Origin of the sequence: Sphingomonas sp. LM7 (assembly GCF_002002925.1) — a bacterium.
In the GTDB taxonomy this organism is placed as follows: domain Bacteria; phylum Pseudomonadota; class Alphaproteobacteria; order Sphingomonadales; family Sphingomonadaceae; genus Sphingomonas.
On record NZ_CP019511.1, the window covers coordinates 2969501 to 2982345 of the forward strand.

The following is a 12845-nucleotide window of genomic DNA, read 5'->3' on the forward strand; positions in this document are numbered from 1 at the left end:
CTAGGTCGCAAAGCTCGCGGCGAGGCTGCCCATCGTCAGCGCCCAGCCATCGACCAGCACGAACAGCAGCAGCTTGAACGGCAGCGAGATAATCGTCGGCGACATCATCATCATGCCGAGACTCATCAGCACGGTGGCGACGACGAGATCGATGACGATGAACGGCAAGAAGATCAGGAAGCCGATCTGGAACGCGGTCTTGAGCTCGCTGGTCACATAGGCGGGGAGCAGCACCGAGAAGGGCACATCGGCAGGACTGGCGAAGGGACCCGCCTGGGCCATGTCGGCGAACATCTTCACGTCGCGGTTGCGGGTCTGCTTGATCATGAAGCCGTGAAGCGCCTTACCGGTGCCCTCGATCATCTGCGTCGCGCTGATCTGGCCGGCGGCATAGGGCTGGATCGCGGTAGTGTTCGCCTGGTTGATTACCGGCGACATGATGAAGAAGCTGAGGAACAGCGACAGCCCGACCAGCACCTGGTTCGGCGGAGTCTGCTGGAGCCCCAGCGCCTGGCGCAGCACCGACAGCACGATGATGATCCGGGTAAAGCTGGTCATCATCAGCAGGATGCCCGGCAGCACCGTGAGCAGGCCCATGATGATGAGGACCTGGAGCGACAGGCTGAGCGGCGCATCGCCGCCGCCAAGGTCACCGAGTGCGCGGTCCACCGCGTCGCCTACGCCGGGAACGGGTGCCGGCGTCGGCACTGCCTGGGCAAATGCCGGCGCGGCGAAGAGAATGAAAAAGGCAAGCAGCCCGACGAACAGTGCCGCGCGGCCGCCGATCGTGCGGGGTGCGATGAGACCGGCGAACATCAGCCCGCGGCCTTATCGACCAGCGTGACTCCGCTACGGCTGACCGAGACGAGCAATTTCTGCCCCTCGAACTCGACCACGGCCAAGCGGAGGCCCGGCGCGAGCATCATCGTTTCCTTGACCTGCACCATCCGCGTGCCCTGATTCTTCGGCAACCGCGCCTCGAGCTTGCGCCAGGCGTAAAGGCAGCCGATCAGCAGCCCGCAGACCAGCGGCAGCAGGATCACCAGCTTGAGGATGTAGGACCACATCATGCGCGTGCGGTCCGCTTCTCCGGGCTCACCAACTCGGTCATCCGCACGCCGAACTTCTCGCCGACGGTGACGACTTCGCCGCGGCCGATCAGCGTGCCGTTGACGAAGATGTCGAGCAGCTCGTTGGCGTCGCGGTCGAGCTCGATGACGCTTTCCTCGCCGAGCGCGAGCAATTCGCGCAGCGACAGCGACGTCGAACCGATCTCGACGGTGAGCTTGACGTCGACGTCCTGGAGCAACCGGAAATTGGTCGCCAGGGCGGTGTCGACCGCAAATCCGCCGGTCATGTCGTTCATCGGAAGTCCTCTTCGCTGAGCGGTTCGAGTTGGGTGAGCCGAACGGCCGCGCGGCCGTTGGCTGTGCCGACAAGGCCGGTGCCCAGACGGCGCGACGCCACCATCACCGGAACCTCGGGGCCGAAATCGATCGGGATGACGTCGCCGGCCTGCAGTTCGAGCAGGCGACCGAGCGACACCACGGGCTCGGCGAGCACCGAACGGATCGGAAATTTGACGCCCATCACCACGCGAGTGAGGCCGCTGCGCCATTCGGGCTCGACTTCGGCAGGGACGCCATGGACCTTGACCGCGAGCGCGGCGCCGTGCGGCTTGAGCGCCGCGACGGGATAGAGAATATCGACGAATGCCGGCTTGCGATCACCCAGCGCGATGCCGAATCGGGTGACGATGACGGGATCGTCGCCGGAGAATTCGGGGAGCGTGCCAAGGCTACCGCCTTCGATCGCGCGGAATGCGACGCGAGTCAGCGGCTCCCAGGCAGCTTCAAGCGGTGCGGCGAGCGCAGTGGCGAGGCGAACCGCCAGCGTCTCCGCAGCGGGGGTGAATTCGCTCGGCAGCGGGTTCGGCGCTTCGCCGTCGCCACCGAAGAATGCGTCGAGCATCGCGAGCAGCTGCTTCGCGTCGAGCACCAGCTGGACGCGCGCCTTGGCATTGCCCATCGCCAGCGGCTGCCACGCCGTCAGGTCATGGCCGCGCTCGGTACGATAGTCGGCCCAGCGCTGCACCGCGAGCGGCTCGGCCCAGGTGCGCAGGTCGGCGCGGCAGATCCCGTCGAACACCGGCTTCAAAGACTTGGCCAGCCGCGCGCACAGATGCTGCAGTGTGACGAGGTCGCCGAAAGGATTCAGGTTCGCCGTCCCAAGCGCCGGCGAGTGTTCCGCGCTGGCCCGGGGGCGTTCCCGCCGTTCGGTCGTGCCGAGTTCTGAAGGGGCGTTAACCATGCCCGCTCACTGAACGATGAAATTGGTAAAGTAGACGTTACTTACGCCCCCGAAACCTTCCTTTTCCTTCAAAACCGCGTTGATTGCCTTTGCCAGCCGGTCCTGGATGCGGCGCTTGCCGTCTGCGGTGAAGACTTCTTCCTCATTGGTTTCGCCCAGCGCCATCAGCACCTGCGAGCGAATCGCGATCTCATGGGTCTTGATGTTTTCGAGGACGCGCTCGTCATAGGGCGTCGAGACGGCGATGCCGACCTGGATGAAATGGACGCTGTCCTGAAGGTTGGAGGTGAACTCCTTTTCGAGCGGATAATAGCTGGAGGCATATTTGTCGCCCCCTTCGCCCTTGGGCGTCGGCTTGCCATGGCCCCCCTCGGCCCCTCCTTCTTCGCTATGCCCTTCGCCGCTGCCTTCACCCTTGAGCGCGGCGCGCTTCTCTTCGCCCTTCGGCAGAAGCTTGGGTTCGTCGGATTCGGCTTCGCTCGGCTTCACGCTGAACCAGCCCGCCTGCATGCCATATACCGCGGCGCCGCCGCCGGTACCCAGCAGCACGATCGGGAAGCCCAGCAGGAGCATCAGTTTCTTGCCCTTCCCCTTGGGGGCGGGCGCAGCGTTTGCGTCGGTCTTGTCGGCCATGATGGTCTCCGTTGATCTCAGGCGATGCGGTCGTCAGTGCTGCCGCCGGTCGATTCCGGGGAGGCGGCACGCGGTTTGAGCGACTGCGGCTGGCTGGGCTGTTCGCGGCTGTCGCGGTTCGCCCCCTGGCCGGCGGTGCCGCTCTCGAAGCTGGTCTGTCCGAGTTTGAGCCCGCGCGCTTCGGCCAGTTCGCTCAGCCGCGGCTGGGCGTCGGCGATCAGCTGGCGCGCGGCCTGCGTCTCGGTGGTGAAATGGACATGGACATGCTCGCCCTCCTGGCGGATCGACACATCGACCTTGCCAAGCGCCTCAGGCGCGAGGCTGATTCGGGTCTCACGCACTGGCGAGGCGTCGCGCATCGCCTCGATATGCTCGACCATCTGGCCCATCCATTCCTGGCGCCGCATGTCGAGCGCGCCCTGCTCGACGTTGGCGGACGCGGCGACGACATGCGCGCGCAGCGCCTCCGGCGCCGAGGGTGCCACTGTGACGCCCGCGAGATCGGCCGCGGTCGTCGTCCGGCGCTGCCCGCGTGGCATGTCGAGTGCAGTGGCGAAGACGGTGGCTGCCAGCGACGGCCCGGACGGTTCGGTCGCCAGCGGCGCTTGGAACACCGGCGGGGCGGTGTGTACCGGAGCGGTCGGAGCAGCGACCTGCGCGAGCCCTGACGATGCGCGTACCGAGGCAGCCGTGGCGTCGATCCTCCGGGTGGTGGTCCCGGTCCGCTGGATGGAGCCCTCGGCCGGCCGGGCCTGCTGCACGATCGGCTGGAGCAATGCGGAAACCGGTTTGCTGGGAGCTCCGCCCTGGACCGGTGGCGCAGTCGTCTTGGAGAGGTGCAGTTCAGTGGGAACAACCGGCTCGGCAAGAGATGGCTCGACTGCCGGCACCATGATGCCGGGCGCGCCTTCGTCGAGTGGCGCAGTTAGAACCGGCCCCGCCACTTCGAATGGCTTCGCGGGCGAACCCTCCGTCTCCGCAGCGACGGGTGCGGGCACTTCCACGGGGCCGCCTTGCTGCAGTGGAGTCGGCAGCAAGGACGCATCAGTCTCCGAGAGTCGTCCGGCGACTGCAATGCGAGGCTTGGACGCTTCGATGGCCAGACCCGGCGCGGGTGTCGCTACGGTGATCGGCGCAGTGGCAAACCATGCGAACGCGATGTCCGGCCCGTCTTCGCGGTCATTCTTGTCTTCGGCTTCGGCTTCCTCCCCCGTTTCCGACGCGACGACCGGCAGATCCTTGCCGGGCTCGGCAAGTGCCTGCCGCCCTGGCAGCAGCACTTCACCGCCCGGCACCGCAGGCGCGCGCGGCAGGGCGAGCGCGCCCAGCGCGACCGCGAAGCCGCTGGTGCTCCCCGATGCGAGCAGCGCCGGACGCACCGGTCCGGGCACTGTCCCAGGAAGAAGTGTCGAAAGCTGAATCAAGAGACTAAGACCCCGGTCGCGAACAATCAGGGGGTATTCAGCAAATATCGTGCCGTTTTTTCGCAGTGGCCGGCAGCGTCTCGAGTTCGCGTAGTGCCTTAAGCGCGGCCTTGGCGTCCTCGCGCTCGATCAGCTTCTCGATCGCGCTCTGGTCGCGGCGCGCTTCCTTGGTTGCGGCGCGCGCCGATGCGAGGCCCTGATGCGCAACGACGACGCGGCGCTCGGCAGCGTGCGCCGACTGATGTAGGCGATCGCGATAATGCGCGGCGGCGATCAGCGACGTCGCGAAGGTGGGTGCAGGCGCAGCAGTGGGCGCGACATTGGCGGCGAGGGCGGCGATGCGCTCGCGCAGCGATTCTTCCTGATTGAGCTTGGTGCGCGCATGGACTTCTGCCGCGCGAACCTGATCGAGCTGAAGCGTGCGGACACGCAGAAGCCGTTCGAGCTTCTTCGCCGTCCTAGGCATCGCCGAACACGCCGGTCAACTCGGCGACGGCGTCGGGCAAGGTCACGATTTCGTCCGAGCCCTGGCGGATATATTCCATCACGGCCGGGTGGCAAGCAATCGCGGCGTCGATCTCGGGATCGGCACCGGGGCGATAGGCGCCCATCAGCACGAGATCGCGATTTTCCTCATAGGTCGCCAGGTGCCGTCGCAGCACGCGCGCGGCGTGGATGTGGTCCTTCGCTGCAATGTCGGTCATCACGCGGCTTACCGACGGGCCGAGATCGATCGCTGGATAAACGCCGCGTTCGGCGAGCGCACGGCTGAGCACGATATGACCGTCGAGGATCGAGCGTGCCGAGTCGACGACCGGATCATTGCCGTCATCGCCATCGGCGAGCACGGTGTAGATCGCAGTGATCGAGCCACCCGACGAGACACAGGTGCCCGCGCGTTCGATCAGGCTGGGCAGCATCGCGATGGCGCTGGGCGGATAGCCACGCGCGCTGGCCGGTTCGCCGAGCGCCAAGCCGATCTCGCGGCCGGCATGCGCGACGCGCGTCAGCGAATCCATGATGAGCAGGACCTTCTTGCCCTCGGCCCGGAAGGATTCAGCGATTGCGGTGGCGCGCAACGCGCCGCGGATGCGGAGCACCGGCGAATGATTGGCCGGGACCGCCACCACCACCGAGCGGGCGCGGGCGGCGCCGAATACCTTGGTCTCGAGGAAATCGGCGACTTCGCGCGAACGTTCGCCGATCAGCCCGACCACGACGACATCGGCCTGCGCGGCACGGACGATCATCCCGAGCAACACCGACTTGCCGACACCCGAACCAGCCATGATGCCGACGCGCTGGCCCTGGCCGATGGTGAGCAGCCCGTTGATCGCGCGCACGCCGACATCCATCGGCTCGAGCACGCGGCCGCGATCGAGCGGCGACTGAAGCTTGCCGGCAAGCGGCCATTTGCCCGCGCCACGGATCGGGCCGAGCCCGTCGATCGGCTTGCCCGCGCCATCGACCACCCGGCCAAGCAAGGCGGCGCCGACTTCGGCTTCGCCCGGAGGACCGATCGGCCGTACCGGCGCATTGGGCAGCAATGCAGCGGGCCCGCCGAGATTCATCATCAGCGTGCGGCCGGCGCGGAATCCGATGACTTCGGCTTCGATGCGGCTGGTGCCGTCGCCGATCGCGCAGACCGTGCCGACGGGAAGCGAAAGACCCACCGCCTCCATCAGCAATCCATCATACGACGACAGCCGGCCGGAGACCTTGGCCCGCGGCGCGAAGTCGCGGCAGCCGAGACCGTCCAGATAATCGTCGGTGAACTTGTTCAGCATGCGGGCGGGATCGGAACGCGATCAATGGCCAGCGCCAGCTGCTCCAGCCAGATTTCGGGACCATCCTCTACGATTGTTGAAGCGCTTTCGATGACGAAGCTGCCGCGCGTGACGTGCGGATCGCCGACCGGGAAGATCGTCGCCGGGAGCTTGCCCTGGACGAGCGGCACATCGTCGGGATGCAGGCGAAGCAGCGCCGATTCAGCGCCGTCGGCAAGCAGGTCGACGGCGGCGGAAATGCGAGCGGCGAGGATGTCGGGCGCGATGCCGGCATCGCCGATCATCCGCTGAACCAAGTGGAGCACAGTCTGGCGGAGGTGCCCGGCCATGCGCTCGCGATCGAAATGCGCGCCGGCGGCGAGCGCCTGCGACACCTGATCGAGCAATGCGGCTTCTCTGGCGCGGGCCTCTTCGATCTCGGCCAGTGCGGCAGCGCGCCCCTCGGCGAAGCCTGCTTCATGCGCGGCAGCGATCGGATCGACGAACGGTGTCGGCGCGGCGGGCGCCTCGGCAGCGAACGGGTCCCAGCCTTCGGTGGGATTGACGCCGGGCTCGGCGGGCGAAAAGTGCCGCGGCGTGACCGGCGCGGGCTCCTGGAACGCGCGGCGCCCGATGCTGCCAACATCGGCGGCGGCAAAGGTCGCGCCGTCGAACGCGCGGTGGAGAACGTGCGCGGCCGCATGAATGCGGCCTGCAAAGCCGGGAGCGAACTCAGACATAGTCGTCATCACCGCCCTTGCCCGGCATTTGCAGCGTGCCGTCCTTCACCAGACCGCGCGCGATCGAGATCATCACCTTCTGTGCGTCGAGCACATCGGCGAGCTTCATCGGTCCGCGCGCTTCCATCTCGTCGCGGATGCCGTCGGCGGCACGGCTCGACATGCAGCCGAGGAAGCGGTTGCGGACATCCTCCTCGACGCCCTTCAAGGACTTGGTCAGCACATCGGCATCGACGCTGCGGATTAGCGTGGAGAGGTTCTTGTCGTCGAGCTCGAGCAGATTATCGAAGACGAACATTGCCTCCTCGATCGCCCTGGCGACTTCGCGGTCGATCTTGGCGAGCTTGGGCATGACGCGCTGCTCGGTGACCTTTCGCGCACCCGACAGGATCTTGGCCGCCTCGCGCGTGCCGCCCATCTGGAGCCCGACCGATTTTCGGGCGGTGGTTGCGTGGGTGGTGAGCATCAGTTTCAGCGTCTCGATCGCCTCCGGCGGGACGGGTCCGAGCTTGGCCACGCGGCGCAAAATCTGCGGTTGCGCGTCCTGCGGCAGATGATCGAAGACCTGCGCGGCGATTTCGGGATCGAGCTGGGCGAGCAGCACCGCGGCGATCTGCGGATGCTCCTCGGCGATCATCGATGCGATCTCCTCGGGCTCGAACCATTGTAATTGCTCGAGCCGCGCCGTCGCTTCGGCCGGGACGATCCGCGCGAGCACGCTCTCGGCCCGCTCGGCGCCGAGCGCCTTGGTCATCATCCCCTCGACCTGCGGCCGGGGATCGAACACCACGCTGGAGCGCCCGCGCGCCTTGAACACGAAATCATCGAGCGCCTGATCGACTTCCGCCTCGCTGACATCGGCGACGGTGAACATCGCCCGGCCGAGCTCGCGGACTTCGTCGGGCTCGAGCTTCTGGAGGATGGCCGCAGCCTCCTCCTCGCCGACGAGCATCATCAGCACCGCGGCGCGTTCGACGCCATTGAAGCTGCGGACCATGTTCATTGTGCGTCCGCCTTGATCATGTCGCGGACCGCCAGCGCGGCGCGCGCGGGATTCTCCCGCGTGAAGCCGCGGACCAGCCCGACGCGATCGTCATAGCTGTTGCCACGATCCTCGAGCATGTCGATCGACACGCTGGGAACCGGTGCGGCGGCGGCGCCGGCAATACCCTCGCCATCGGGTCCGCCGATCGGCAATGCCGGGCGAGCCGGCGTCGCGTCCTCGCGCTTCTTGAGCAGCGCCTTGGCGAGCGGGCGCACGCCGAGGAACAGGACCAGCAGCGCGATGAGCAGGGCCGTGCCGTTGCGCGCGGCCATCGGCACCCAGGAAGCCTCGTACCAGGCCGGGCCTTCCTTGCCGGCATCGGCGGCGACGCTGAACTTGCGGCTGACCACGGTCACCTGATCCTGGCGCTGGGCATTGAAGCCCACCGTGGCGCGGACCAGCTCGTTGATCTGGTTGATCTCGGCGATGCCGCGCGGCTTGCCCGATTCTTCGCGCAGCAGCACTGCGACCGACAGCCGGCGGACATTGCCGGGCGTGGCGCGCGTGACCGAGATTTCCTTGCCGGTCTCATAGGTGCGGGTGAAGCTGTCGCTCTGCTTGGTCTGCGGCGGCGGCGGCGCGGCAGGTGCGGCCGAAGCGGCGGCGCCGCCTTCATTGGGCGCGACCAGCGTGCTGGCGGGCGGCGGCGTGTTCGACAGCGTTCCGGGAATGCCGCCGGGCTGCTGGCCATCCTTCGACGTGCCGGTCCACGCGCCCTGCTCGGCGCGCATCACCTGGCCCTGCTTGTCATAGCTTTCGCGCGTCGCCTGGCTCTCGTCGAGATCGACATCGGCCTGGACCTCGGCCGTGAAATTGCCGGCGCCTACCATCGGGGTGAGCAACTGCGCGAGCTGTTCGCGATATTTGTCTTCGACGCGGCGCTGGAAATCGATGCGGGTATCGCCGGCGCTGGCATCCTTGCCGCCCGACTTGGAAAGCAGTGCGCCCATCTGATCGACGATCGTCACGGCATCGGGCTGCATGCCCGGCACCGACGAGGCGACCAGATTGACGATCGCGCGGATCTGCGCCTCAGCGAGCGCGCGGCCCGGCTGGAGCTTGAGGATCACACTGGCCGTGGGACTTGCGCGATCGCGGACGAAGGCGGAGGCTTCGGGCGTGGCGAGATGGACGCGCGCTTCGGCGACGGCGTCGATTTCCTGGATCGAGCGGGCGAGTTCGGTCTCGCGCGCCTGGCGCATGCGCTCGCCTTCGACAGCACGGCTGACGCCCATCGGGAGGCTGTCGAGCAGCGCATAGCCGCCGGGCGCCGCCTTGGGCAGGTCCTGGCTGGCGAGCAGCATCCGCGCCTTGTGGTAATCCTCTTCGGCGACGGTGATCGAACCCGAGCCATCGATGCTGTTCGCAATGCTCGCGCCCTGAAGCGCGGACGAGATCGCCGCCTTGTCGGCATCGCTGACATTGGCGAACAGGATGCGCTGCGGCGAGCTCGACACCATCGACCAGGCGAGGAAGCCGGCGAGGAGGAGCCCGATCAGGAAGACGAACGGCAGGCTGCGCTTGACTGCAGGCTGGCCGAGCAGGCCCGAGACCTGTTTGAGCGGTTCGAAGCGGACCGGCGTACCGGCGGCTTCGGGGGTTGCGGTGGCGAGTGCGTTGCTCATCGGATCAGACCGGCATGCTCATGATGTCCTTGTATGCGGACAGGAGTTTGTTGCGGACTTGCAGCGTCGCCTCGAAGCCGACCGAGGCCTGCTGGCGGGCAAGCATCACCTTGGCGATGTCGACGGTTTCGCCGCGCTCATACGCTTCCGAAAGCGCGCCAGCCTGGGCCTGGGCCTGGTTGACCGACTTGAACGCGTCCTGGAACGTATCGGTGAAGCTCGCCGGCTTGGCATCCGCCGGCGCGGTGGGCGCCGGGGCCTGCTGCGCGCGGGTGAGCGCGGCGTTGCGCTCGAGGATCTGCGAGCGGAGCGCGAGGACGCGGTCGACGCTCATCGCGCCTCCTGCCCCTGAGATCGCGCCGCTCATGCCGAGATCGCCTGGGCGATATCGTCACCCTGTTCGCGCGCCTTGGCGAGGCGATAGCGCAGCGTGCGCTCGGAGATGCCGAGCCGCTTCGCCGTCTCGATCCGGCTGCCGTTGCACTCGGCAAGGACTTCGCGGATCGCCTGGAACTCGTGCATCTGGACGATGTTGCTCAGCGTCTCGGGACGGTCCTGCTGGCGCGTCTCGGGGCGGCGATCGAAGATCAGATGCTCCGCGGCGATGACGTCGCTCGGCGCGAGCAGCAAGGCGCGCTGGATGACGTTCTCGAGCTCGCGGACATTGCCCGGCCAATCGTGATCGGTGAGGATTTCGACCGCGTCGGCAGTGATCCATGGCAGCGTCGAACGGGTGCCCGCGTGCCGGAGCACCATCGCCGCGGCCAGCGCGGCAATGTCGCCAGTGCGCTCGGCGAGCGCCTTGGTGGCGAGCGGGAAAACGGCGAGACGGTAATAGAGATCGGCGCGGAAGCGGCCGGCAGTGACTTCGCCCTGCAAATCGCGATTGGCACAGGCAATGACGCGGACGTCGATCTTCTCAGGCATCGTGCCGCCGATCGGAACGACTTCGCGTTCCTGCAGCGCACGCAGCAGCTTGGCCTGGAGCCCCAGCGGCATCTCTGCGATTTCGTCGAGCAGCAGCGTGCCGCCGTTCGCAGCGCGGAAAAAGCCCTGCCCGCCCGACGACGCACCGGTGAACGAGCCCTTGTGGTGGCCGAACAGCATCGCTTCGAGCATCGATTCAGGCAGCGCGGCGCAATTGATCGCGACGAAGGGGCCGTCGCGGCGCGTGGAGCCCATGTGGATCGCCTTGGCGAGGACTTCCTTGCCGGTGCCGGTGGGACCGTTGATCAGCACGGTGATGTCGGAGGCGGCGACACGCTCGGCGAGGGCCAGCAGCGCCAGGCTCTCGGGATCGGCGGCGACGGGCTCGTAGGGCCCCCGCGCCATCGCACTGGCGAAACCGGCGCCGATCGCGGCATCTTCGCTGCCATAGCAAAGGCGGGCGGGATTGCCGTCGCGGAACGGGACCGCGGCGCGATCGCCTTCGCCCAGGATGAGGGTGCGGGCCGGCGCCGGCGGAACTTCGCCCTCGGCGATCAGGAACAGATCCTGCGCCCCCGGCTTGCCGTCTTCGCACGATCCAATCGCGAAGCCCTGCGCCCGAAGCGACGAGACCAGAGCATATTTCTGCCGGAGAACTGCTGCCGAAGGAACGATCGAACGCATGAATGACCCCCTGTTGTGAGGGCCTTGTGGGGGCAAGTTGGTTAACGCGCCGTAAAACTACGTAACGGCGCACTTCTGCGGTCCCCGCCCGTCTACGCGCGCGCGTGATGGACGATTTTTTCGCTTAAGCCGTCCGCAGCGCTGCCGTTCCTTGGCTTGGCGGCTCCGGGCTCCCGTTCAGGGGGGACGCGGGAAGCCGACGAGCATGGAGATGAACATGACTGTTATCGGAACCAACATCGCCTCGCTTCGCGCTTCGAACGCGTCGAACTCGGCAAACAAGCTGCTGGGCACCGCGATGGAGCGCCTGTCGACCGGCAAGCGCATCAACAACGCGAAGGACGACGCCGCTGGCCTCGCCATCGCATCGACCATGACTGCGGCGATCCGCGGCATGAACCAGGCGGTCCGCAACGCGAACGACGGCATCTCGCTGGCCCAGACCGCCGACGGCGCGCTGGACGAAGTGAGCAACATGCTGCAGCGCATCCGCGAGCTGGCGGTCCAGTCGGCATCGGGCACCTACAGCTCGACCGACCGTGCCAACCTCGACAAGGAAGCCGGCGCTCTGACCACGCAGATCCAGTCGATCCTCAAGGACACCAAGTTCAACGGCGTCGCCGTGTTCGACTATGCGTCGACCGACACCGCCAGCGACGACGTCAACATCCAGGTCGGCATCAACAGCACCGACACCGTCGCGCTGACCAAGGCCTTCTTCAACAGCAGCAATTATGAAGCGACCGATTTCAAGGTCGACAGCGTCGCCAATGCCGGCACCACGCTGAGCAACGCCGACACCGCGCTCACTGCAGTCAACACCGCCCGCGCTACGCTTGGTGCGTCGCAGAGCCGGCTCGAATCGGTGGTCAACAACCTGACCACCAACGTCACCAACCTGTCTGACGCCCGCAGCCGCATCGAGGACGCCGATTTCTCGGCAGAAACGACCGCGCTCGCCAAGGCACAGATCCTGTCTCAGGCTTCGACGGCGATGCTCGCCCAGGCGAACCAGAGCCAGCAGACGGTTCTTTCGCTGCTCCGTTAAGCGCGTGCCGGTCGGGGTGTCACCCCCCTGACAGGCACCGTGGCCGGTCACCTCTCGCTTCGGGGAGAGGGCGCAAGGGGAACCCCGGTGGTCCGCGTGACCACCGGGGTTTTCGCTTGTTCGGGCTTCAGGCTTCGGGGCGGCGCCAGATCCAGGTGCCGCCGATCGCCGCGGCGGCGAGCGGTATCAGCGACCAGGGCAGCGGCGACAGGACCAGCGCCACCACCGCGCTGACGGCGAAGGCGACCAGGGCGGCACGCTTGCCCTTGCGGCTGATCGCGCCGCGTTCGCGCCAGCGCAGGATGTGCGGGCCGAAGATGCGGTGATCGAGCAGCCGGCGCTCCAGCTTCGGGCTGCTACGCGCGAAGCAGAAGGCGGCGAGGATGACGAAGGGGACGGTGGGCAGCAGCGGCAGGACGACGCCGAACGCCGCGAGGACGAGCGACGCGAAGCCGGCGATCAGATACAGGGTCCGGCGCACGCAAGCGCCATATCACGCTTCGCGCGCGTTGCGCTGGGAAATTGAGAGATCCGATACCGCGTCATTCCGGCAACGGCCGGGGCGCCAATCCTGGCAGGACAGCGCCTGAGGCTCCGGAGTCCGGCCTTTGCCGGGAGGGGCGACCTTAGGCGTCGTGCGCCG

Annotated in this window: 15 protein-coding genes; 1 reads left to right on the forward strand and 14 read right to left on the reverse strand. The window is 67.1% G+C overall.

Annotated features, from left to right (window positions below; all coding sequences use genetic code 11):
• The 13 genes from fliP to BXU08_RS13580 all read right to left on the reverse strand — a co-directional run bounded on the left by fliP (nucleotide 1) and on the right by BXU08_RS13580 (nucleotide 11154).
• The gene (fliP, locus tag BXU08_RS13520; protein WP_077510525.1) at nucleotides 1-816 is read right to left on the reverse strand and encodes a flagellar type III secretion system pore protein FliP; all 816 of its coding nucleotides are present in this window, start codon (nucleotides 814-816) and stop codon (nucleotides 1-3) included.
• Entirely contained in the window at nucleotides 816-1070 is a 255-nt protein-coding gene (locus BXU08_RS13525) for a flagellar biosynthetic protein FliO (protein WP_077510526.1), read from the reverse strand. Before BXU08_RS13525 ends, fliP begins: the two co-directional genes overlap by 1 nt.
• Complete coding sequence (gene fliN / locus BXU08_RS13530) at nucleotides 1067-1366, reverse strand: flagellar motor switch protein FliN (protein WP_077510527.1); 300 nt, start codon at nucleotides 1364-1366, stop codon at nucleotides 1067-1069. The genes BXU08_RS13525 and fliN overlap by 4 nt, the downstream gene beginning before the upstream one ends.
• Nucleotides 1363-2310, reverse strand: coding sequence for a FliM/FliN family flagellar motor switch protein (locus BXU08_RS13535; protein ID WP_077510528.1), 948 nt, complete (start codon nucleotides 2308-2310; stop codon nucleotides 1363-1365). The genes fliN and BXU08_RS13535 overlap by 4 nt, the downstream gene beginning before the upstream one ends.
• 6 nt (nucleotides 2311-2316) lie before the next feature.
• Nucleotides 2317-2943 carry a flagellar basal body-associated protein FliL gene (fliL, locus tag BXU08_RS13540; protein ID WP_077510529.1) on the reverse strand — a complete coding sequence of 209 codons (627 nt, stop codon included), beginning with the start codon at nucleotides 2941-2943 and terminating at the stop codon, nucleotides 2317-2319.
• A gap of 17 nt (nucleotides 2944-2960) precedes the next feature.
• Nucleotides 2961-4334: a flagellar hook-length control protein FliK gene (locus tag BXU08_RS13545; protein WP_171982523.1), complete on the reverse strand. Its 1374-nt coding sequence runs from the start codon at nucleotides 4332-4334 to the stop codon at nucleotides 2961-2963.
• Between the two features lie 70 nt (nucleotides 4335-4404).
• Entirely contained in the window at nucleotides 4405-4833 is a 429-nt protein-coding gene (locus BXU08_RS13550; RefSeq protein ID WP_077510531.1) for a hypothetical protein, read from the reverse strand.
• A complete protein-coding gene (locus BXU08_RS13555; RefSeq protein WP_077510532.1) occupies nucleotides 4826-6154 on the reverse strand; it encodes a FliI/YscN family ATPase in 1329 nt (442 codons plus the stop codon). The genes BXU08_RS13550 and BXU08_RS13555 overlap by 8 nt, the downstream gene beginning before the upstream one ends.
• Entirely contained in the window at nucleotides 6148-6882 is a 735-nt protein-coding gene (locus tag BXU08_RS13560; protein WP_253190377.1) for a FliH/SctL family protein, read from the reverse strand. Before BXU08_RS13560 ends, BXU08_RS13555 begins: the two co-directional genes overlap by 7 nt.
• Nucleotides 6866-7876 carry a flagellar motor switch protein FliG gene (fliG, locus tag BXU08_RS13565; protein WP_077510534.1) on the reverse strand — a complete coding sequence of 337 codons (1011 nt, stop codon included), beginning with the start codon at nucleotides 7874-7876 and terminating at the stop codon, nucleotides 6866-6868. The genes BXU08_RS13560 and fliG overlap by 17 nt, the downstream gene beginning before the upstream one ends.
• A complete protein-coding gene (gene fliF / locus BXU08_RS13570) occupies nucleotides 7873-9543 on the reverse strand; it encodes a flagellar basal-body MS-ring/collar protein FliF (RefSeq protein ID WP_077510535.1) in 1671 nt (556 codons plus the stop codon). The genes fliG and fliF overlap by 4 nt, the downstream gene beginning before the upstream one ends.
• 4 nt (nucleotides 9544-9547) lie before the next feature.
• Nucleotides 9548-9910 carry a flagellar hook-basal body complex protein FliE gene (gene fliE / locus BXU08_RS13575; RefSeq protein ID WP_077510536.1) on the reverse strand — a complete coding sequence of 121 codons (363 nt, stop codon included), beginning with the start codon at nucleotides 9908-9910 and terminating at the stop codon, nucleotides 9548-9550.
• The gene (locus BXU08_RS13580; protein WP_077510537.1) at nucleotides 9907-11154 is read right to left on the reverse strand and encodes a sigma-54-dependent Fis family transcriptional regulator; all 1248 of its coding nucleotides are present in this window, start codon (nucleotides 11152-11154) and stop codon (nucleotides 9907-9909) included. The genes fliE and BXU08_RS13580 overlap by 4 nt, the downstream gene beginning before the upstream one ends.
• Nucleotides 11155-11371: 217 nt before the next feature.
• On the opposite strand from BXU08_RS13580, the gene BXU08_RS13585 reads away from it, so the two are divergent.
• On the forward strand, nucleotides 11372-12202 hold the full coding sequence (locus tag BXU08_RS13585; protein ID WP_077512404.1) for a flagellin: 831 nt from the start codon (nucleotides 11372-11374) through the stop codon (nucleotides 12200-12202).
• Between the two features lie 127 nt (nucleotides 12203-12329).
• Here BXU08_RS13585 and BXU08_RS13590 read toward each other — a convergent pair whose 3' ends face one another.
• On the reverse strand, nucleotides 12330-12683 hold the full coding sequence (locus tag BXU08_RS13590; protein WP_077510538.1) for a YbaN family protein: 354 nt from the start codon (nucleotides 12681-12683) through the stop codon (nucleotides 12330-12332).
• Between the last annotated feature and the right edge of the window lie 162 nt (nucleotides 12684-12845).